We start from the raw sequence: 20,303 nt of genomic DNA, 5'->3' as shown, positions 1-20,303 counted from the left end.
TTAAGTTTTAATGACCCTTAAAAACATTTTAATTCAAATACTTAAACATTATCTCCGTCGCATAAAACCGCAATTTGGTGGCATTAAATGCCGACCTGGCAACCTGAAAATGTGAACAAAATCACAAAGCCGCCCTCAGGAGTCAGCGAAAACCTCCTGAAATTTCAACACTTAAAACAAGAAATTTATTAACCCGACAAATCCCAAGGTTGACAACTTTGCCTGCAAGGGACGAAAATTACCAAGCCAAAAACATAGACCATCGAACAGATAACCTAAACCAAAATATAGATTAACCTTAACCGACTTATACCAAATATCACGATCGACCAGTCCTTCAAAACCGGCCGTCGCGATCAAACATAAAATTAATCTGAAATACTGTCCTGAATACCGAAAACCTTACTGACTTTCGGGGGAACAAATGACTGAAACGGATCATCCTGTGCTATCGCCAGCCGCCCCGGCGCTTTTCCCCGGCGTGGATGACGACCGTTTCGGCCGCGTGGTTGAATATGCCCCCAACGCCATGATCCTGACCGATCCGCGCGGCATCATCACCATGGTCAATGCCGAAACCGAAAAGGTTTTTGGTTATCGCCGTGAAGAACTACTGGGTCAGGCCATTGAAATGCTGGTGCCCGAACGGTTCCGTCACCATCATTCGGGCCTGCGCGGCAGCTTTGTTCTTAACCCCGGCCCGCGCCCCATGGGCCCCGGCCGCGATCTATATGCCCTGCGCAAGGATGGCAGCGAATTTGCCGTTGAAATCGGGCTTAACCCCATCCCGATTGGCGATCAAATGCATATCCTTGCCGCGATTGTCGATATTTCGGACCGTAAAACACGCCAGCAACACCTCGAACGTTCACTCCGTGAAAAGGAACTGCTGCTGGCCGAAGTCCACCACCGGGTTAAAAACAACCTGCAAATTGTCTATAGCCTGCTTGATTTGCAAAGTGCCCAAATCGAGGATCCCGGCATTCGTGAAATGCTGCGCGACAGTTGCAACCGCGTGCGCTCCATGGCGCAAGTCCATCAGACTCTTTATCAAAGCGAAGATGTCTCGCAGGTCGAACTGGGCCATTTCTTTGACGACCTTCTAAGATCGCTGCACGCATCCTATGTGGTCGATAGCAGCCGCATCGCCATCAATACCAATATTTCACAGGTGTTCCTGCCCATCGGCAGTGCCGTGCCCTGCGGGCTGATCGCCAACGAACTGCTTTCAAATGCCCTGAAACACGCCTTTCCCGGTGGCCGCGAAGGCAAAATCGATGTCTTTGTCGGCAAATCCGATGCCAACACCATTCGCATCGACGTCTCGGATAACGGCGTTGGCCTGCCTGAAAAACTTGATGTCGAAAATTCCACCAGCCTGGGGCTGCAACTTGTTTACATGCTCGTTGACCAGCTTCACGGCACCATTTCTGTAAACCACGCCAATCCGACCTGCCTGTCGGTCGAATTTCCTGCAACGGAGGCGTCATGACCGGCACACCACCCCAAAAAGGCGATAGCACCATCCCCCCCGCCAATCCCGATATTCACATCATGATTGTCGAGGATGAACGCATCGTCGCCCTGCATTTGCGCCAGCAGCTTACCCGACTGGGATATGGCCGCGTTACCGTATACAGCGCCGGGGCCAAAGCCCTTGAAGCCATCCTGTCCGATACCCCGGACCTGATCCTGATGGATATCCATATCGATGGCGATATTGATGGCATTGAAACGGCGGCGGGCATCCCGCCCTATATGCATGTGCCCGTCATTTATCTGTCCGCCTATTCCGAGGACCAAACCCTTGAACGCGCCAAACTGACCCACCCCTATGGTTATCTGATCAAGCCATTTTCCGAACGCGAACTGCACGCCACCATTCAAATGGCGCTACAGCGCCGCAAGGTTGAATTTGCCCTGAAACGCAGCGAGGAACGCCTTTATCTGGCAATGAAGGCGGCCAATATGACCTGCTGGGAAATCGATATCAAAACCCGGCAAATCGAAACGGCCGATCCCATTGGCATCATCCATCCCGATGGCGATGCCGCAAGCCTTTCGGCCGATCTTGATAAATTCCTTGAACGTGTCGCCCCCGAAGACCAGCGTTCCGTTAAATGCGCCTTTGAAACCGCCATTAAAAAAGGTGACTTTTTTGATGTCATCTTTCGCGCCAAAGAAGGCGGATCATCGGTTTCGTGGTTTCGCGCCCAGGGTAAAACATTTGAAGGCACCCCCCAAAACCCGCGCCGTATCATTGGTGTGGTCCAGGATATCACCGATCAGCGCGTGGCTGGCGACCGTTTGCGCCAGGCAACCACGGTTTATGAAACATCCCAGGACGGCATCCTGATCCTTGACCAGGAATTGCGCATCACCAGTGCCAATCGCAGCTATGCCAATATCACCGGCATCCCCATTGAAGAAGCCCTGGGGCACCGTCCCCATGTCATTTCGCGCGAAACGTTTCCCCTGTCCTTTTACCGCGAAATGTTCAAATCCCTTGAAAGCCGTAAACACTGGCACCGCGAAATTGATACCCTGAATGCCGATGGCGAACAAATCACCCTGATGGCGCAAATCATCGCGGTCGATAGCGACGATGGCGATGTATCGCATTACGTTGCCATCATTTCCGACCGAACCGCCATTCGCCGCGCCGAAGAAGAACTGCAATATCTGGCCCATTATGATGGCCTGACCGGCCTGCCCAACCGCCTGCTTGCGATTGACAGGCTGGGCCGCGCCATTGAACGCGCCAGCGACCGGGGCACCACACTGGCCTGCATGTTCATCGATATCGACAATTTCAAAAACATCAATGATACGCTGGGGCATGGTGCAGGCGACCAGTTGCTCGTTGTGGTGTCGCGCCGCCTAAAGGCCCTGATCAACAGCACCGATACGGTTGCCCGTCTGGGCGGGGATGAATTTTTAATCACCGCCGAGGATATCAAAAACGAACATGCCGCTGCGGCCATGGCCGCCCGCCTGCTTAAGGGCCTGCAAATTCCCGCCAGCATCGCCAGCCGCGATATCAGCGTAACAGCCAGCATCGGCATCAGCCTGTTTCCCGATACCGCCCTTGGCGCCCAGGACATGGTCCGCCAGGCCGACACCGCCATGTATGCCGCCAAAAATGGCGGGCGTAACGGTTTTGCCTTCTATAAATCCGCCATGACCGAGGATGCCTCCCATTTCATGACCCGCAGCCTTGAATTGCGCCGTGGCCTTGAAAATGGCGAACTGGTTCTGTTCTATCAGCCGCAATATTGCCGCCAAAGCGGCAAAATGTCTGGTGTGGAAGCTCTGATCCGCTGGAACCACCCGACCGAAGGCCTGCTTGGCCCTGGCGAAATCATCCCCGTCGCCGAACAAAGCGGCCTGATCAACGAAATCGGCCAGTGGGTCGTCGAGGAAGCCTGCGCCCAGGCCATGCGCTGGCGCGATGAAGGCCATAAATGTGTGCGCGTTGCCGTCAATGTCTCGGTGCGCCAGCTTCGCTCCGATGATTTTGTCGATGTTGTCCGCACCGCCCTCGCCCTCACGGAAATCCCGCCGCAATCACTTGAACTCGAAATCACCGAAAGCATGATCCAGGATGATGCCCGCATCATTTCCCGGCTGCATGATTTGCGCAAACTTGGTGTTTCCCTGGCAATCGACGATTTCGGCACCGGCTTTTCCTGCCTGGGGTCAATCAAAAGCCTGCCGATTGAACGCATCAAAATTGACCAGTCCTTTGTGCGTGGCATCCCCGAAGACCGCGACAATACCGCCCTGACCGAGGCCATCATTGCACTGGGCCGCAAGCTTGGCATGGCCGTCACGGTTGAAGGAGTCGAAGAACAGGCACAACTGGAATTCCTTCAGCAGCGCGACTGCACCGATTTCCAAGGATACTATTTTTGCAGGCCGGTTCCGGCGGCGCAAATTTTCAACCTGCCCGCGATCAACGTTAAAACGTCATGATTCCTTTACGTTAGCTGAAAATGCCGCAAGACAGGGAACCATCCTAAAGTATAGACACATCAAAACTGCAACCGAACCTTCATATCTAAGTATCTGAATTCGGTTGCCGATCCCCGTTCATCCTTCTAACCTTCCAAAAGGATAGGTTTTCACAGGGGGATTCTGGGATGCGCTTTTCCAACCTGTCACTCGGCACCAAGCTGGCCTGCGTCAGCGCCCTTGCCATCGCCTTTTGTCTCATCATCGGCATTTTCCTGCAAACGGCCCAAACGGGCAAAACAACCGAAAAACTCACCCTTGGCGAGGCCCAGGCCGTTGCCCAATATCACGCCTCGCAGGCAGGCAGGGTGCTGAATACCGGTATGCTGATTGCCAAAAACCTTGCCGGGACCTTCCGGGCCGCGCGCGAACAGGGCACGGCTGATCGCAAAACCTATAACGAAATCCTCAATCGCACGCTGATGGAAAATCCCCAGCTTGCCGGGACATGGGCCGGGTTTGAAACCAATGCGCTGGATGGCAAAGACGCCGATTATAAAAACGAAGGCGAACCCTTTGGCGACGGCACCGGCAAATATGTCACCTATTATTATAATTTCGGCGACGGCATCACGGCCTATCATCTGACCGGCCTTGATAACCCCGAAATCAACGAATATTACACCGAACCCAAACGCACCAATAAAACCTACGTCACCGATGCCATCACCTATGACATTCAGGGGCGCAGCGTTGTTCTGACCTCGTTTGTGGTGCCGGTTCAGGACAAGGCCGGTAAATTCCTCGGTGTTCTGGGGGCCGACCTTGAACTGAACGCCCTGTCCGAACGCTTTGCCAAACTATCCCCCTTCGGCACGGGCACGGTTAACCTTGTTTCCGCCCAGGGCACCTGGGTCGCCCATGAAGACCCCGCCATTCGCGGCACAAAACTTGACCCTTCCGATAAAACCCAGGCGGCCATTCTGGCGGCCATGAAATCGGGCGAAGCCACCCATCTGAACGATGGCAACTTCATGCGCATCATTGTTCCCATCGCCATTGAAGGTTACGCCAATCAGTGGGGTGTGGTTGTCAATGTGCCGTTAGGAACGGTCTATGAACCGGCCGATACCCTGCGCAATGCCACCCTTATTGGCGGGGTTGTCCTGCTGCTGGTGGTTATTGGTGTCATCTGGCTTTCCACCAACCGCATGGTTGCCCGCCCCATGACCAGCGTCGCCGATGTCATTTCCCATCTGCAACAGGGCAATTTCAACATCACCGTGCCCTACCTTGACCGCTCGGATGAAATCGGCGCCATTGCCAAGGCCCTCGAAGCCTTCAAGGAAGCCTCCGAAGGCATGCAACGGGCCGAACGCGACAAACTCCAGGCCGAACAGCGGGCCAGCGAAACCCGCAATCGCACCCGCATGCAAATGGCCGATCAGTTTGAAAAATCGGTGGGGTCCATTGTTGTCCATGTTACCGGCAGCGCCGAAAACATGGAAAAACTCTCGCGCCAGATGCGCAAGGCCGCGGATGAAAGCTCGCGTCAGGCCACCGTCGTTGCCGAAGCCGCAACCGAGGCCAGCGCCAATGTCCAAACGGTCGCTTCCGCCAGCGAGGAACTTTCCGCCTCCATCCAGGAAATCAGCTCGCAGGTGGCACGGTCATCGCAAATTGCCGGCAACGCCGTAGATGAAGCCTCGCGCGCCAATGCCATGGTCACCGGCCTGGCCGAAGCCGCCGAACGCATTGGCGAGGTGGTCAATCTGATTAACGATATTGCGGCACAAACCAACCTTCTCGCCCTCAATGCCACCATCGAGGCCGCCCGCGCAGGCGAAGCCGGCAAAGGTTTTGCCGTTGTGGCACAGGAAGTTAAAAACCTTGCCAATCAGACGGCCAAGGCAACCGACGAAATCGCCCAGCAAATCGGCTCCATCCAGTCCGAAACCCACAACACCGTCGATGCCATTGAAAAGGTCACCCAAACCATTTCCAGCATCAACGAAATCGCATCGGCCATTGCAGCGGCAGTCGAACAGCAGGGTGCCGCCACCGCCGAAATTTCGGGCAATGTCCAGCAGGCTGCGGCTGGCACGAACGAGGTTTCATCTTCCATCGGCATTGTCCGCAATACGGCGGGTCAAACCGGCGAGGCCGCATCGGATGTGCAAACCGATGCCACCGAACTGGCCAAACAGGCCCGCAATCTCGATCTTGAAGTCAAAAACTTCCTTGATCAGTTGCGCAATATCTAACCCGTACTCAAGCCTTCCACGCAAACGGCGATGAAACCCTCATCGCCGTTTTTGCTGTGTGCAAAGGCACTTATCCCTATTTGCGAAATCCTGTTTTGGGCCTAATCTGCCCTTGGGTGCTCAAACACGGGCTTTTCTCGCCCTCAAATTACATTCCCTGCGCATTGGCGGGGTGCAAATGATGGGCAGGCAATAACAAACGGGCCTTATCAGGGAAAAAAGGCTTGAAACCACAGGAAACGATCCATGCTGCACATTCCGGCAACAGCCTTTCTTACCGGCATATTCACCCTGCTTCTGATCATTCTCAGCCTGCATGTATCTTTCCGTCGCCGCGATCTTCGCGTCGGACTGGGCGATGCCGATGATTCCGCCCTGCGCCGCCGTATTCGCGCGCATGGCAATTTCATCGAAAATGCCCCGCTCATGGTCATGCTGTGCGCGGCACTGGAAATTACCGGCTATATCCCGGCCCAGTTCCTTTGGGGTCTGGTGGCGGCCTTTATCATTGCCCGCATCTTGCACGCGCTTGGCGTTCTGCGCCTTCCCGGCGGTTCACAAGCCATCGGCATGCTGCTGCAACATGTCGCCATGCTGGTTGGCGCGGTCGCGCTGCTCTCTGGCCTTGTCTAAGGCACACGCCTTTTTGACACGTTTACCCATTCCCATTCTGCGCCTGCCGGCCCTGCTGGCAGGCGCATTGCATTTGCAAAACCCCTTCCATCGCAGCACTTATGCCACGCCCCCGGCCATCCTTGCAGGACGGTTTCGGGTTCATCGGCAAAACGGGCCACACGCAGCGCCGTCATCGGCGGCAATTCTCGCGGAAAAACGTTATTCCGCCGCCTTTTCCAGCGAGGTGCGCAGCGTCACCAGCTTCTGGTTCAGGTCAATCAATTCGTCCAGATGCATCCCGCAGGCTTCAAAAACGCAATCGGGTACGTTTTCGGCTTCTTTTTGCAAGTCACGGCCCTGCTGGGTCAGAACCACACGCACCTGGCGTTCATCTTCGCGGTCGCGTTCACGGGTCAGCAAACCGGCACTTTCCAGCCGCTTGATCAGCGGGGTCAGCGTGCTGCTTTCCAAAAACAGCTTGCCGCCAATACTGCGTACTGTCTGGCCATCTTCCTGCCACAGCACCACCATCACCAGATATTGCGGGTAAGTCAGCCCGACCCGGTCCAGCAATGGCTTATAGATACGGTTAAAGGCATGCCCGGTCGAATAGACCGAAAAACACAATAGCTGATCAAGCGTCAGCTTCTGTTTGTCTGCCATTTTCATCTCCTGAATATGTCGAACCCGAACAATTAAGTCGCGCACGATTAAATATCAAGCGATTTTATCGCATACCTGACATTCTCAAAATTAGATCGTGCACGATTAAATCGTGTGCTATTCAAAATGCACCGAACGGCGATACACCGCCACACACCAGAATTTGGAAAGGACTCTGTCATGAACAAGCTGAAATCAACCGTTGCTGCCGCTGCACTGGCACTGGCCACCGCAACCTTCGCCACCGACGCCAAAGCAGACGCCCCGGTTCTCGAACCGGCCACCCAGAACTTCATCAATGCCCTGGCCGCTGCCAATGCCCCGGCGATCTACACCCTGACACCTGATCAGGCCCGCAACGTTCTTTCCGGCGCACAGGCTGGCCCGGTTGCCGCCCCCGCCGTTGATACCGAAGACCGCACCCTGCCGGTCGGACCGACCGGTGCTACCCGCGTTCGCATCTTCCGCCCCAAAGGCAACACCGATCGCCTGCCGGTTATTGTTTATTTCCACGGTGCAGGCTGGGTCATGGGCGGTACGGATACCCACGACCGTCTGGTTCGCGAACTCGCCGTTGGTGCCAATGCCGTTCTGGTCTTTGTCGATTATGAACGTTCGCCCGAGGCCAAATATCCCACCGCCATCGAACAGGATTACGCGGTGACCAAATATGTCGCGGATCACGCCGAACAGCTTAATGTCGACCCCACCCGCCTCGCCATTGCCGGTGACAGTGTTGGTGGCAACATGACAGCGGTTGTTTCCCTGCTGGCAAACGAACGCAAAGGCCCGGCCATCACCGCACAGCTGCTTTATTACCCGGTAACCGATGCCAATTTCGATAATGGTTCCTACACCGAATTTGCCAATGGCCCGTGGTTGACCCGCGATGCGATGAAATGGTTCTGGAACGCATACCTGCCCGAAAACGTTGACCGTAATGACCCGAAAATCACGCCGATCCATGCCAGCCACGACCAGCTTGCCGGTCAGGCACCGGCCCTGGTGATCACGGATGAAAACGACGTGTTGCGCGACGAAGGAGAAGCCTATGCCCGTAAATTGTCACAGGCCGGTGTCACCGTGACTTCAACCCGATACAACGGCACCATCCATGATTTTGTCATGCTGAACGCCCTTTCCGAAACCCCGGCGGCCCGTGCTGCTATCGACCAGGGTGTCGCTTTCCTGAAAAACGCCCTGCACGCCAACTAAGACGACCAAACCCGAAACGGGGTTGCAGGTTTCGCCCTGCACCCCATGTCTAGCGCATCATTGCGCATCGATCTTGAAACACTGAAAACCAAGGATGATGAAAATGTCTGTTAAAGTTCTGTACCGTACTTCTGGCTCTGCAACCGGTGGCCGTGATGGTCATGCCAAAACCGAAGATGGCTCGATCGAAGTCAAACTGACCACGCCGAAAGAACTCGGTGGTGCCGGCGGCGAAGGCAACAATCCCGAACAGCTTTTCGCAATGGGTTATTCCGCCTGCTTTATCGGCGCAATGAAGGCTGCTTCCTCGCAGGGCGCACCGAAAACCCCGAAAGATGCTTCCATCAAGGCAACCGTTGGCATTGGCCCGCGTGATGCCGGTGGCTTTGGCCTTGATGTTGACCTGCACATCTCCCTGCCGGGTCTTGATCGCGCCGATGCCGAAAAGCTCGTCGAAACCGCCGATAAAATCTGCCCCTATTCCAACGCCCTTCGCGGCAATGTCGATGTCCGTCTTCACATCGTCTGATCTTAAACGTCTACAGGGCGGCGGCTCACTCCCCCAGAACTGATCCGCCCATTTCCAGCCCGGCACATCTCCCATGTGTCGGGCTTCCCCTTTTTTATCCCGCAAATTTCTGCATCCGCAGCAAACCCGGCCCTTCACATCACGCCCCTATCTGCGCAAAAAATGCATTGCATGGGTGCGGTCGTGCTAGAATCATGGCTCCGCCCGTGCTGTGCGCCCCGTTTGCCGGAATATCTGCAATGAATGCCAACCTTGCTGACCTGCTAAAACAGGTCGATCACGCAAAATCCCGGCTTGCTGGCTGCATGCCCCTGCCACGCCACACGGCATCATCGCTGCGCGAAAAACATCATCTTGACTGGATCTATCATTCCAACGCCCTTGCCGGAAACGGGCTGAGCTTGCGCGAAACAAAGGTTATCCTCGAAGGCATCACGGTTGGCGGCAAATCAATTGCCGAACATCTTGAGGTCATCCGCCATCGCGACGCCATTTATCACCTGGAAAAAATGGCGCGCCAAAACAGGCCGCTTGATGCGCAGGGCATATTGGAACTCCATACCATCCTGCAAACCGGGCACCTATCGCCAAGCGCCAGAACCACGCCCGATCAGGATGCCAAAATCGCCGATCTTGTTGCGCAGCATCGCCCACCATCCGGGCAACACCCGCTTATTCATGCGGCCCGCTGGCACGCGCTTTTCATCAACCAGCAGCCGTTTCCCGGCCAAAATGGCCGCCTTGCCCGATTGTTGCTAAATCACGATCTGGCACAGGCACGCTACCTGCCCGCCATTATCGATATTAATGACAGGCAGCGTTATGACGCTGCCCTTAACAAGGCCGCCGCCCTAAACACCGCCCTCGCACGCAAAGAAACAACGCCGGTAACAGATGAACTGGCGATCCTCATCATTCAGGCCTGCCTGCGTACATTCAACCTGACGCTTGGCCTGATCGCACCTATAGCGGCAAAACCGGCTTAACCGGTATCATCAGCGCCACAAGCCGCAACACGGCAAACATTCCCATAGACCGATCCGCCAGTGAACGGTATGTCCTGCCATATGATCGCATCCATGCTGGTTTATGGCGGGCTGTTTTTATCCGCTTTCACATCTGCCACCCTGCTGCCCGGATCTTCCGAGGCGGTTTTGGCTGCCCTTGTCGGGGCGGGCAACCATGATGTGCGCCTGCTTGTGCTGGTGGCAACCCTGGGCAATGTTGCGGGGTCGCTGGTGAACTGGCTGCTGGGCATTGCGATTGAACGGTTCCGCCATGCCCGCTGGTTCCCCGTTTCCGAACGCGATTATCAGCGCGCCTGTGCGTGGTTTTCCCGTTTTGGCCTATGGGCGCTGTTATTTGCCTGGCTGCCGGTGATTGGTGATCCCATTACCCTTGTTGCCGGGGCAATGCGCGTGCGGTTCCTGCCTTTCATCATTCTTGTTACCCTGGGCAAAGCCGCGCGCTATGCCATGGTCGCCGGGGCTGCTGGCTGGTTGGCCGGGGTTTTCGGGCTGGCATAAAACGCACTGGAAACACCAGCGCAAAGCGGGTTCCCCACCGCCCGGCACCCAAAAACCACTGTCAGGCCGCGTCCCACAGGCGCATGATATTGCCAACCGATGCCTGAAGGTCGTCTTCGCCCACCCCGTCGCGTGCGGCAAGCGATATGCCATTCAGGAAGGTATTTATCGTCGCGGCAAGTGCCGGTATATCGGCGTTTGACGGCAATGCACCGCTGGTGACGGCACGTTCAAGCTGCCTTTTGATGCCGCCAAAGTTTTTTAACCGTTCGTCCCGCAGAAGCTGCACGACGGCATCGCCCGTCGGGCCGCAATTTGTTGCGCCCATGGTGACCAGGCACCCCAGCGGATGGGTTTTATCGGTTTGCATATGCACCGACTGGCGCAGGCATTGTTCAATTGCCTGCCGGGGGGGAATGTTTTCATCAAACAAAACATCGGTCACCTGCCCCTGCTGGCTGCGATACAGCGCAACAACCTCGCGAAACAGCTGCTCCTTTGAGCCGAAGGCCGCATAAAAGCTGGTTGGCGATATTCCCCCCATCACTTCCTTGAGCTGGTTTAGCGATGTGGGTTCAAACCCCTGTTGCCAAAACAAAACCAGCGCCATTTCAAGGGCTGCTTGCCGGTCAAATTCTCTTGGTCTGCCTGTACGTGCCATGCGGTCGTCCTCCTGACTTATGAAATAGTCGATACATTAGTCATTGACAAGCATGGGCTGACGCAATACTTCCGTATCGATCAGTACATAATTAGGAAGACGTCATGTCAGACTTCCCTTCACAACCGTTCAGGCACCCGCCTGATCGCGAAAAACTTCCCGTTGCGGCCCTTCTGGCGCTCGCCATGACGGGCTTTATCTGCATCGCCACCGAAACCCTGCCAGCGGGCCTTTTGCCGCAAATGGCTGATGGGCTTGCTGTTTCGCAATCGCTTGCCGGGCAATCGGTTGCGGCCTATGCCGTGGGGTCGCTGCTTGCTGCAATTCCACTTACGTTATTGACGCAAACCTGGCCGCGCCGGTCGGTCCTGCTGCTGACCGTGATTGGTTTTTTCCTGTTCAATTCGGCCACCGCCTTTTCAACCAGCTACTGGCTGACCATGCTGGCGCGTTTTTTAGCGGGCTGTTCGGCCGGTCTTGCCTGGAGCCTGATTGCAGGTTACGCCCGGCGCATGGTCGAACCCCACCAGCAGGGCCGCGCCCTGGCCCTGGCAATGGTAGGCACCCCCATTGCATTATCGGTTGGTGTGCCGCTGGGCACCTGGCTGGGGTCGGTCATTGGCTGGCGGCTGGCATTTTGGGTCATGTCGGCAATGACACTGGCGCTGATTGTGTGGATTCTGGCATCCGTGCCGGACTATCCGGGGCAAAAGGGCCGCAAACAGGGCAGCCTGTTTCGTGTTGCCGCCATGCCGGGCGTGCGGGCCGTTCTATCGGTCGTTCTGTTCTGGATGCTGGCGCATAACGTTCTTTACACCTATATCGCGCCGTTTTCGGCCCGGGCCGGGCTGGCCGACCATGTTGATCTGGTTCTGCTGGTTTTTGGTGTTGCGGCGTTGGTTGGCATCTGGGTTACGGGCCGGGTTATTGACCGTGCCTTGCGCCTTTCGGTTCTTGTGGCCCTGGCAACATTTGCCCTGACCCTTGTCGTGCTTAGCATTGTTGGTGCAAACCCGGTGGTTCTTATGATCGCGACCGGCATATGGGGCCTTACCTTTGGCGGTGCCGCGACCCAGCTTCAAACCGCCCTGGCCGATACTGCTGGCCCCGGTGCCGATATTGCCCTTTCGATGAATGTGGTGATCTGGAATGCAGCGATTGCCGGTGGCAGCATGGTGGGTGGCATCCTGCTGGAAAAAGGGGGCGCGGCAACGTTCCCACCCGTCGTTTTGGTCCTGATCCTGATTGGCCTTTTCATCGCGTTTAGCGCCCGGCGCAACGGTTTCCCCGCTGGCGCGCGCCAGCACTAACATCCCCCATCCCATAAACGGAGTTTTCCAAAATGCGTAAACTGCTGCTTGCGGTAGCGCTTTCTGCTGCCCTTTTTTCAGCCAATTCCCACGCGCAAACCCAGCCCCAACCAAAGGCCAAGCCGCAATCCCAGCCAGAATCCGAATTCCCGGTTCCTGCGGGCTTTGAAAGCAGCTATGCCGAAATCAACGGCGTTCGCCTTCATTATGTCAAAGGCGGTTCTGGGCCGTTGGCCTTTCTGGTGCATGGGTTTGGGCAAAGCTGGTATGAATGGCACCAGCTAATGCCGCTGCTTGCCAAAACGCACAGCGTTGTTGCCGTTGATCTGCCCGGTTTGGGGCAATCTGCCGTGCCCAAATCCTATGTCGGGCAGGTTATATCGCCTATCCTGTATGGGCTGGCAAAACAGTTCAGCCCTGATGCCCCGTTTGATCTGGTCGCCCATGACATTGGCATCTGGAACACCTACCCCATGGCGGTTAGCCACCAGAAGGATATTCGCAAGCTGATTTTTATGGAGGCACCGATCCCTGATCATCGCCTTTATGATTTCCCGGCTTTCACCCCCGAAGGCGAATCACTGGTCTGGCATTTCAGCTTTTTTGCTGCGGGTAACAACCTTGCCGAAACCCTGGTTACCGGCCATGAACGCATGTTCCTTGAACATTTCATCAAGGAACATGCAACCAACCGCGCAGCCTTTACCAATGAGCTGCTGGACCTTTACGGCGCGTCCTATGCCAAGCCGCACACGCTTCATGCGTCATTTGAATATTACCGCGCCCTGAACGAAACCGCCGCCCGCAACAAATCGCTGGCGAAAAACAAACTTTCCATGCCCGTGCTGGCCATTGGCGGCGGTGGACATGGCGGCATGGGCCAGCTTGAAGCCGACCAGCTTGGTGAATATGGCACCCATGTCAAAGGGCTGGTCATCCCCGATTGCGGCCACTGGCTGCCTGAGGAATGCGCAAAACCGTTAAACGATGCCGTCCTTGATTTTCTGACCGATTAAGCCGCGACCCCGTTAACCCGTTATCCACCTTCGGGCCGCCCGGCCACAACCGGGCGGCCTTTTGGCGCATGGTAAAAATTTTTATCAAAATCGCGATCAGGGACAATTTTCTTCAATAATTCGGCTGCGCAATCGGCTTACCTGCAAAAAATCAAAACAAATGCAAAAGCAGGAAACGTAATGTCTGGCAGTCTTAGTCTTTATCTTTCGATGGCAAGTTTCGCCCTTGTCGCCTCGATCACGCCGGGGCCGGTCAATATTCTGGTGCTTGGCACATCGGTTAAATATGGTTTTCAGCCTGCCCTGCGCCCGGTTTTTGGCGCGACAGCAGGTTTCTGCCTGCTTTTGCTGCTGATCGGCCTTGGCCTGCATCAGCTTTTAACCCAGATCCCCGAAGTTACCCTGTTCATCAAATGGGCCGGGGTGGCGTTTCTGGGGTATCTTGCAATCAAACTTGCGATCGATAGCGGCAAAATCAACACTGATCGCGGTGCCAAGGCCCCTTCCATCCTGACCGGTGCCACCCTGCAATGGCTTAATCCCAAGGCATGGATGGCCTCTGTCGCCGGTATGGGGGCCTTTATTGCCGATGGTGACCCGGTGCTGATCTGGCAGTTTGTCGCCCTTTATTTTGTCATCTGCTTTGCCTCGGTAAGCTGCTGGGCCGGGGCCGGGGCATTTTTGCGGCGTTACCTGCATAACGATATTCTCGTGCGGCGCTTTAATCGCTGCATGGCGGCTTTGCTGCTGGCAAGTGCGCTTTACCTGCTGTTGCATTAAAGCCCTTTGCCCTTATTCAGGCTTTTACCAACCGCGCCAATCGTGCCCATTCCGCGCAATTCGCGCTCAGGCGCTCATCACATGGGCGTATTGGCGCGGGGTTGCCGTCATCTGGCGTTTGAAAATACGCTGGAAATGTGCCTGGTCGGCAAAGCCGCAGGCCAGTGCGACATCAACAATCCGCTCACCCCGTTTCAGGGCATGACGGGCGCGCTGGATGCGGCAATTCATCAGATAGGCATGGGGTGTAATGCCATATTGCTGGCCAAAGGCCCGCACCAGTGCCGAAGGTGTCATGCCCGCCTGCGCGCTGATACCATTCAGGCGCAGGGGTTGTTCACAATGGGCGCGAATATATTCTGCCGCCCGTAAAACGCCTTTGCCCCCTTCAGGCTTTTCGCCCTGCATCCCCGCAATACGGCCCACGCCACCTTGCCCCATGGCATATAACCGTGTTTTGCCCCGCCCGGTGCGTTCTGCCAGCAGGCTGAAAAATGCGGTTGCGGCTTCTTCTTTACCCAATGCCGGAATATCGTGGTCTGCCAAAATCCTGCCCAACCGGGTTAGTTGGGCAAAAATCACCGGATCCTGGCTTAATACCGGGTCATAGGCGGCAAATTTTCCGTTCGCGTCGGCATCATTTTGCGCCTGCACATCCAAAAGCCAGTCGGTATCGACATATAACATCTGAAAGGCCCAACCCCGTTCGACCAGCGGGTGGCAATCATGAACATCTTCCGGGTTGATGAAAATCACTGTGCCCGTACTTAATTCATGCTTGGCGCGGCGCATGTGGCAGGCACTCGCCCCGCCCAAAATCGCGCCGATGGAAAAGGTATCATGGGTATGCTTGTCCGATCGGATATCCCGCCCTTCGCGCACAAAACGCGCCTCGATGAAGGGAACGTCCGTATCGTGCCAAAAACGCTGGTTACTGCCACTTTGCTGCGGTTTCGCCGTCATATATCCCATCCATTTCCTGCCCGAACGGCCAATGCCAGGCCGCAATCTGCACCACATCAGGCAGGCCGGGCAGCGTAACCATACACCATGATCACGCTGCTGTCCCGGTACTCACGCCACCACGCGCTGCCCGATCGGGCCATTTGCTTAGCCGGGACGGCCGACCATGTTAAAACCGCTGGCCCATCGCATCACGACCAGCCCGGTCAGCAGCACCAGCGAAATATCCGCCACCGGCCTTGCCAGCCAGATGCCATTTTCCCCCAGCCATAACGGCAATAAAAATGTGGCGGGCAAGGCAAACAGATACGGCTTTGCCAGCCCCAGCAACGCGGCCCGCCCGGCATTGCCGATGGCCTGAAAATAGGTCGCCACCATCATCATCGGGCCGACGGTGAAAAACGCCATCATCACCATGGGCAATATGCGGCCAATTTCGCCCTGCACCTGGCCATCATCAACAAATGCACTTCCCAGCACGCTGGCAAAACCTGCCAAAAGCAGTTCTGCCAAGGTGCAATATGCCAGTGCCACCAGCATCGCCAGTTTCAGACTTTGCCGTACCCGGCCTGCATTTCCCGCCCCGTAATTATGCCCGGCAAGGGATTGAAACGCCTGTGCCAGCCCCAAAACCGGCAAAAACACAAAGCTGGTAATACGTGTGACAATGCCAAAGGCGGTAATGGTCAGGGCATAATCGCCTAGCCCCTTCAGCGTCATTTGCAAGGCGGCAATTACGGCCCCTGCGCCCAATGCAATGCCCAGCATCCCCAAACATTGCGGTACACCCAGCATCGCAATATCGCGCCAGCCACGGCCCAAATGGGGCATCATATGCCGGTCAAACCGCAACATGGCACCATCCCGATGGCGATAGATCACAACCAGGACCAGGCCAGAAACCTGTGCTGCCAGGGTCGCCAGCGCCGAACCAACCACCCCCATATCCATTTGCGCAATCAGGATGTAGTTCAGCCCCATATTGCCGATGCTGACCAGCAGGCTTAACCCGGCCATCATGGCTGCCCGCCCTTCATTACGAAGGGCATCGCCATTGACGGCCAGCAAAAACATCACTGGCACACCCGCCACCAGCACGGCCAGATATTGATACCCCGCCCCTGCCAGCGCAACATCCCCATCTGCCAACCGAATTGTCAAAGGCGCACCAAACAGGGCAAACAGGCCCCACAGGCCCGCCGCCATCATTAGGGAAAATCCATGCGCCCCTGCAAAGACGGCGCGGGCCTGCATCGCGTTTCCTGCGCCCAAATGGCGCGCCAGCACGCTTGACATGCCACTTCCCACCAGGGTCGCCAGGGCATTCATGACCATTACAAAAGGAAATATCAGGGTCACCGCCGCCACCGCACCAGGCCCGGCATAAATCCCCAAAAATACGGCATCCACAATTGCCAGCGTGCCGTTCATTCCCATCACAAAAATGATAGGCAGTGCCGTTTTGGCAAAGACCCGGCCAAGCGGCGCCGTCACAAAGGAACTTTGGGAAACATCATTTTCTGACATCCCGTTCTCCTGTCTTTTGGCATCCCGCAATGGTCCGGCACGGTGCCCCTTTGGGGTGTGCGTGACGGGCAAAATGGATGCTCGCATTGCCACCTGCGCGGAATGCAGGGTGAACACAGGATCAAACAGGGTGAAAACAGGGTAAAAACAGTCTGTTTCACAAAATCGCCCGGGCTTCACCACGGATCTGATGTTTAACCATCAAACCATGCGAGCGGCAGGTGCCGGGAACCTTGGCTTTCTATACCCATCGTGCATTTTGCCGTCAATGGGCAGGCCAGATTGCATGTGTGATCCGGCAGGTGTGCGCCCGGCGATATGCGGGTATGGTTTTCACGGCGATCCCCCCGCAAAACCGGCAGCCCCTATCGGGTTTTAGGGCGATTTTGCAAACAGCCGTAAAAACCTGTTTTCGACAGTAGCGCCGCCGCACCGGAATCCCTATAGTCCCCCAAATGTTCGATGATCGTTCCGATACCAGGCCCCGTTTTTTGCCCCCCAACGCACCGGTCATGGTTGCCGGTTTGCGTCATGCTGTCTTTTTGACACCTGATGGCGAAATCGAGGAAATGCAGCTTGCCGCCGCCGCAAGGCGTGCGCGCGATGAGCGGCCCATCGTCGTGCATATGCCCGCCAGCGCCAAACGCCTGCGGCTGGATGGTTTTCATGCCCACGACCTGCTGGAACTGTTTGCCTTTGTGCGCCCGGCGCAATTTTGTGTGCCCACCCCGCGCGGCATTGCCCTTGCCACCGGCCAGCGAGCCGCCGATGATTTGATCGGCCAGGCCGAAGCCATGGCCGAAGCCATGAAACGCCTGTTACAGGAACTTGCTGTTCTGCCGGCTGAACGGCGTGCACGTGCCCTTTCCATTGCCTGGCCGATGGCGCGCGGGCAATGGCCGTGGGGAGTGCCGGTGCTGGCCGCACTTGGCGCGGATGGCGATGGGCCGCATCGCTTTGCGGTTTATGAAGGGCTTAAAGTTTGGAAAAAGCTGGGGGAATGGTCCGAACATGCACCGCCACCGCCGCCAGGCAACAACCCGGTTGAACCCAGCGAGGCCCGCGAACGGCTGTTAAAGCTGCTTGGCGAAGGGGCCGAAGAACGCCCGCAACAGGCGGATTATTCATCCGCCGTATGTTCGGCCTTTTCCCCGCGCACGGCGGACGGCACACCAAACATTGTTTTGGCCGAAGCAGGCACGGGCACAGGCAAAACACTGGGTTACGTTGCCCCGGCATCGGTGTGGGCGGAAAAAAACGAAGGTGCGGTTTGGATTTCCACCTATACCCGCAATTTGCAACGCCAGATCGACAGCGAACTTAACCGCCTTTATCCCGATGCGCGCGACAAACGCCGCAAGGCCGTGGTGCGCAAGGGCCGGGAAAATTACCTGTGCCTTCTGAATTTTGAAGAAGCCCAGCGCCCCCTGGCCCAGCAACCGCGCCAGGCCATTCCGCTTGGCCTGATGGCGCGCTGGGCGGCGGCGACCCGCGATGGCGATATGGTTGGCGGCGATTTCCCCGCCTGGCTGACCGAGCTGATCGGCACACGTTTTACATCCGCCCTGGCCGATCAGCGCGGCGAATGTATTTATGCCGCCTGCCCGCATTATTCACGCTGTTTTGTCGAAAAGACCGTGCGCCGGGCGCGATCCGCCGAAATTGTGGTGGCGAACCATGCCCTTGTCATGGTGCAGGCAGCCTTGGGCGGGCTGGATGATACGTTAATGCCGACCCGCTATGTCTTTGACGAGGGGCACCACCTGTTTGATGCCGCCGACAAGGCCTTTTCCGCCCACCTGACCGGACAGGAAGGGGCGGAATTGCGCCGCTGGCTTTTGGGGGCGGAAAACAAGGGCAGTTCACGCGCACGCGGCCTTAAACAGCGCCTTGAAAGCCTGATCCACGACCGCGAAGAACTGCGCGATGCGGTAAATGCCGTGATTGTTGCGGCCCAGTGCCTGCCCGATCAGGGCTGGTTGATGCGCCTGCAGGATGGTGTGGAACATGCCACCGGCCCGGCGGAAATTTTCCTGGCCCATGTCAAGGCGCAGGTCATGGCGCGTGCGGCGGAAAAGGACCGTGGCTATTCCATCGAGACCGATTGCAAACCCGCCGTGACCGAGGTTCTTGCAAGTGCGGCCGACCTTGACCGTGCGCTGGCCTCGCTGGAAAAACCGGCCAAGGCGCTGATCAAAATCATCGCCCATATGCTTGATGAAAAAGCCGACGAGCTTGATTCCGCCGAACGCCAGCGCCTTGATGCCGCCATCCGATCCTTGGAACGGCGCGCCATCATGCAGGTTGCGGCCTGGCGCGGGATGCTGGAATCATTGGTTGATGCCACACCGGCCGAATTTGTTGACTGGTTTGCCATCGAACGCCAGTTTGGCCGTGATTTTGATATTGGCATGCACCGCCATTATATTGACCCGACCCTGCCGCTTACCGCAGCACTCGCCCCGACCACGCATGGCATGGTGGTAACATCGGCCACATTGCGCGATGGCACCGGGGACGAAATGTTTGACTGGGCCGTGGCCGAGGACCGCACCGGCGCATCCCACATGCCCCTGCCTGCGGTGCGCGCGGCAATGAAAAGCCCCTATAATTACCGCGAACAAACCCGCGTTTTCATCGTTAATGACATTGCGCGCGACAATGCCGACCAGATCGCGGCGGCCTATCGCGAACTGTTTTTGGCCTCCAACGGGGGGGCTTTGGGCCTGTTTACCGCAATTACCCGCCTGCGTGCGGTTTATGAACGGCTAACCGGCCCGCTGGATGAAGCAGGCTTGCAGCTTCTTGCCCAGCATATTGATGGCATGGATGTTTCCACCCTGATCGATATTTTCCGGGTTGAACGCGATGCCTGCCTTTTGGGCACAGATGCCATTCGCGACGGGGTCGATGTGCCGGGCGACAGCCTGCGCCTGATCGTGTTTGACCGCGTGCCCTGGCCCCGGCCCGATATTTTGCACCGCGCGCGCAAGGCGGCATTCCACGGTGCGCGTTATGACGACATGATCACGCGCCTGCGCATGAAACAGGCCTTTGGCCGCCTGGTGCGCCGCGCCGAAGACCGCGGGGTTTTTGTGTTGCTTGATAACCGCATGCCCTCGCGCCTGCTTGGTGCCTTCCCCGATGACGTCAATGTCCAGCGCGTCGGCCTAAAAGAAGCCATCGAACAAACCCGCCTATTCCTCAATCCCGGCCAGCCCAGTGAGCCAGACGGATTTAACGACGAATTGCCGTTTTAATCCAATCAGATAATACCGTG

Annotated in this window: 16 protein-coding genes; 12 read left to right on the top strand and 4 right to left on the bottom strand. The window is 56.7% G+C overall.

What is annotated here, in order from left to right:
* Positions 1 to 424: 424 nt before the first annotated feature.
* The 4 genes from CSC3H3_RS04685 (at position 425) to CSC3H3_RS04670 (ending at position 6,851) form a co-directional block, all read left to right on the top strand.
* Positions 425 to 1,492, top strand: coding sequence for a sensor histidine kinase (locus CSC3H3_RS04685; RefSeq protein ID WP_101284039.1), 1,068 nt, complete (start codon positions 425 to 427; stop codon positions 1,490 to 1,492).
* Positions 1,489 to 3,975, top strand: coding sequence for an EAL domain-containing protein (locus tag CSC3H3_RS04680; protein WP_101284037.1), 2,487 nt, complete (start codon positions 1,489 to 1,491; stop codon positions 3,973 to 3,975). Before CSC3H3_RS04685 ends, CSC3H3_RS04680 begins: the two co-directional genes overlap by 4 nt.
* Before the next feature lie 167 nt (positions 3,976 to 4,142).
* Complete coding sequence (locus CSC3H3_RS04675; RefSeq protein WP_101284035.1) at positions 4,143 to 6,218, top strand: methyl-accepting chemotaxis protein; 2,076 nt, start codon at positions 4,143 to 4,145, stop codon at positions 6,216 to 6,218.
* Between the two features lie 246 nt (positions 6,219 to 6,464).
* Positions 6,465 to 6,851 (top strand): MAPEG family protein, encoded by a 387-nt coding sequence (locus CSC3H3_RS04670; RefSeq protein ID WP_101284033.1) that lies wholly within the window; start codon positions 6,465 to 6,467, stop codon positions 6,849 to 6,851.
* 201 nt (positions 6,852 to 7,052) lie between these two features.
* Here CSC3H3_RS04670 and CSC3H3_RS04660 read toward each other — a convergent pair whose 3' ends face one another.
* Positions 7,053 to 7,496 (bottom strand): MarR family winged helix-turn-helix transcriptional regulator, encoded by a 444-nt coding sequence (locus CSC3H3_RS04660; RefSeq protein ID WP_101284029.1) that lies wholly within the window; start codon positions 7,494 to 7,496, stop codon positions 7,053 to 7,055.
* 180 nt (positions 7,497 to 7,676) lie between these two features.
* Between CSC3H3_RS04660 and CSC3H3_RS04655 the strand changes: the two genes are divergently transcribed.
* The 4 genes from CSC3H3_RS04655 (at position 7,677) to CSC3H3_RS04640 (ending at position 10,766) form a co-directional block, all read left to right on the top strand.
* Complete coding sequence (locus CSC3H3_RS04655; RefSeq protein WP_101284027.1) at positions 7,677 to 8,711, top strand: alpha/beta hydrolase; 1,035 nt, start codon at positions 7,677 to 7,679, stop codon at positions 8,709 to 8,711.
* 103 nt (positions 8,712 to 8,814) lie between these two features.
* Positions 8,815 to 9,240, top strand: a complete 426-nt coding sequence (locus tag CSC3H3_RS04650) for an organic hydroperoxide resistance protein (RefSeq protein WP_101264006.1) — start codon at positions 8,815 to 8,817, stop codon at positions 9,238 to 9,240.
* A gap of 239 nt (positions 9,241 to 9,479) precedes the next feature.
* Positions 9,480 to 10,226 carry a Fic family protein gene (locus CSC3H3_RS04645; RefSeq protein ID WP_101284025.1) on the top strand — a complete coding sequence of 249 codons (747 nt, stop codon included), beginning with the start codon at positions 9,480 to 9,482 and terminating at the stop codon, positions 10,224 to 10,226.
* Between the two features lie 69 nt (positions 10,227 to 10,295).
* Positions 10,296 to 10,766, top strand: a complete 471-nt coding sequence (locus CSC3H3_RS04640; protein WP_245881370.1) for a YqaA family protein — start codon at positions 10,296 to 10,298, stop codon at positions 10,764 to 10,766.
* Between the two features lie 61 nt (positions 10,767 to 10,827).
* On the opposite strand, the gene CSC3H3_RS04635 is transcribed toward CSC3H3_RS04640, so the two are convergent.
* Positions 10,828 to 11,427, bottom strand: a complete 600-nt coding sequence (locus CSC3H3_RS04635) for a TetR/AcrR family transcriptional regulator (RefSeq protein WP_101284021.1) — start codon at positions 11,425 to 11,427, stop codon at positions 10,828 to 10,830.
* Positions 11,428 to 11,531: 104 nt separating this feature from the next.
* Between CSC3H3_RS04635 and CSC3H3_RS04630 the strand changes: the two genes are divergently transcribed.
* The 3 genes from CSC3H3_RS04630 to CSC3H3_RS04620 all read left to right on the top strand — a co-directional run bounded on the left by CSC3H3_RS04630 (position 11,532) and on the right by CSC3H3_RS04620 (position 14,533).
* Positions 11,532 to 12,737, top strand: coding sequence for an MFS transporter (locus CSC3H3_RS04630; RefSeq protein ID WP_101264003.1), 1,206 nt, complete (start codon positions 11,532 to 11,534; stop codon positions 12,735 to 12,737).
* Between the two features lie 32 nt (positions 12,738 to 12,769).
* A complete protein-coding gene (locus CSC3H3_RS04625; protein ID WP_101284019.1) occupies positions 12,770 to 13,753 on the top strand; it encodes an alpha/beta fold hydrolase in 984 nt (327 codons plus the stop codon).
* A gap of 180 nt (positions 13,754 to 13,933) precedes the next feature.
* Positions 13,934 to 14,533: a LysE family translocator gene (locus tag CSC3H3_RS04620; protein WP_101264001.1), complete on the top strand. Its 600-nt coding sequence runs from the start codon at positions 13,934 to 13,936 to the stop codon at positions 14,531 to 14,533.
* 66 nt (positions 14,534 to 14,599) lie between these two features.
* Here the strand turns inward: CSC3H3_RS04620 and CSC3H3_RS04615 are convergent, their stop codons facing one another.
* Positions 14,600 to 15,496 (bottom strand): AraC family transcriptional regulator, encoded by an 897-nt coding sequence (locus CSC3H3_RS04615; protein WP_101284017.1) that lies wholly within the window; start codon positions 15,494 to 15,496, stop codon positions 14,600 to 14,602.
* Positions 15,497 to 15,643: 147 nt separating this feature from the next.
* Complete coding sequence (locus tag CSC3H3_RS04610) at positions 15,644 to 17,023, bottom strand: MATE family efflux transporter (protein WP_101284015.1); 1,380 nt, start codon at positions 17,021 to 17,023, stop codon at positions 15,644 to 15,646.
* 455 nt (positions 17,024 to 17,478) lie between these two features.
* Between CSC3H3_RS04610 and CSC3H3_RS04605 the strand changes: the two genes are divergently transcribed.
* Positions 17,479 to 20,283: an ATP-dependent DNA helicase gene (locus CSC3H3_RS04605; protein WP_101284013.1), complete on the top strand. Its 2,805-nt coding sequence runs from the start codon at positions 17,479 to 17,481 to the stop codon at positions 20,281 to 20,283.
* Positions 20,284 to 20,303: the final 20 nt, after the last annotated feature.

This window comes from Thalassospira marina, assembly GCF_002844375.1.
GTDB lineage: Bacteria > Pseudomonadota > Alphaproteobacteria > Rhodospirillales > Thalassospiraceae > Thalassospira > Thalassospira marina.
This window is presented reverse-complemented; position numbering and strand designations above follow the sequence as displayed.

What these genes read in the sequence shown, in the direction of transcription:
- CSC3H3_RS04615 (WP_101284017.1), bottom strand. Translation starts at nt 15,496, where the DNA reads ATGACGGCGAAACCGCAGCAAAGTGGCAGTAACCAGCGTTTTTGGCAC.
- CSC3H3_RS04610 (WP_101284015.1), bottom strand. Translation starts at nt 17,023, where the DNA reads ATGTCAGAAAATGATGTTTCCCAAAGTTCCTTTGTGACGGCGCCGCTT.
- CSC3H3_RS04640 (WP_245881370.1), top strand. Translation starts at nt 10,296, where the DNA reads ATGTCCTGCCATATGATCGCATCCATGCTGGTTTATGGCGGGCTGTTT.
- CSC3H3_RS04620 (WP_101264001.1), top strand. Translation starts at nt 13,934, where the DNA reads ATGTCTGGCAGTCTTAGTCTTTATCTTTCGATGGCAAGTTTCGCCCTT.
- CSC3H3_RS04685 (WP_101284039.1), top strand. Translation starts at nt 425, where the DNA reads ATGACTGAAACGGATCATCCTGTGCTATCGCCAGCCGCCCCGGCGCTT.
- CSC3H3_RS04660 (WP_101284029.1), bottom strand. Translation starts at nt 7,496, where the DNA reads ATGGCAGACAAACAGAAGCTGACGCTTGATCAGCTATTGTGTTTTTCG.
- CSC3H3_RS04655 (WP_101284027.1), top strand. Translation starts at nt 7,677, where the DNA reads ATGAACAAGCTGAAATCAACCGTTGCTGCCGCTGCACTGGCACTGGCC.
- CSC3H3_RS04630 (WP_101264003.1), top strand. Translation starts at nt 11,532, where the DNA reads ATGTCAGACTTCCCTTCACAACCGTTCAGGCACCCGCCTGATCGCGAA.
- CSC3H3_RS04670 (WP_101284033.1), top strand. Translation starts at nt 6,465, where the DNA reads ATGCTGCACATTCCGGCAACAGCCTTTCTTACCGGCATATTCACCCTG.
- CSC3H3_RS04680 (WP_101284037.1), top strand. Translation starts at nt 1,489, where the DNA reads ATGACCGGCACACCACCCCAAAAAGGCGATAGCACCATCCCCCCCGCC.
- CSC3H3_RS04635 (WP_101284021.1), bottom strand. Translation starts at nt 11,427, where the DNA reads ATGGCACGTACAGGCAGACCAAGAGAATTTGACCGGCAAGCAGCCCTT.
- CSC3H3_RS04645 (WP_101284025.1), top strand. Translation starts at nt 9,480, where the DNA reads ATGAATGCCAACCTTGCTGACCTGCTAAAACAGGTCGATCACGCAAAA.
- CSC3H3_RS04605 (WP_101284013.1), top strand. Translation starts at nt 17,479, where the DNA reads ATGTTCGATGATCGTTCCGATACCAGGCCCCGTTTTTTGCCCCCCAAC.
- CSC3H3_RS04650 (WP_101264006.1), top strand. Translation starts at nt 8,815, where the DNA reads ATGTCTGTTAAAGTTCTGTACCGTACTTCTGGCTCTGCAACCGGTGGC.
- CSC3H3_RS04625 (WP_101284019.1), top strand. Translation starts at nt 12,770, where the DNA reads ATGCGTAAACTGCTGCTTGCGGTAGCGCTTTCTGCTGCCCTTTTTTCA.
- CSC3H3_RS04675 (WP_101284035.1), top strand. Translation starts at nt 4,143, where the DNA reads ATGCGCTTTTCCAACCTGTCACTCGGCACCAAGCTGGCCTGCGTCAGC.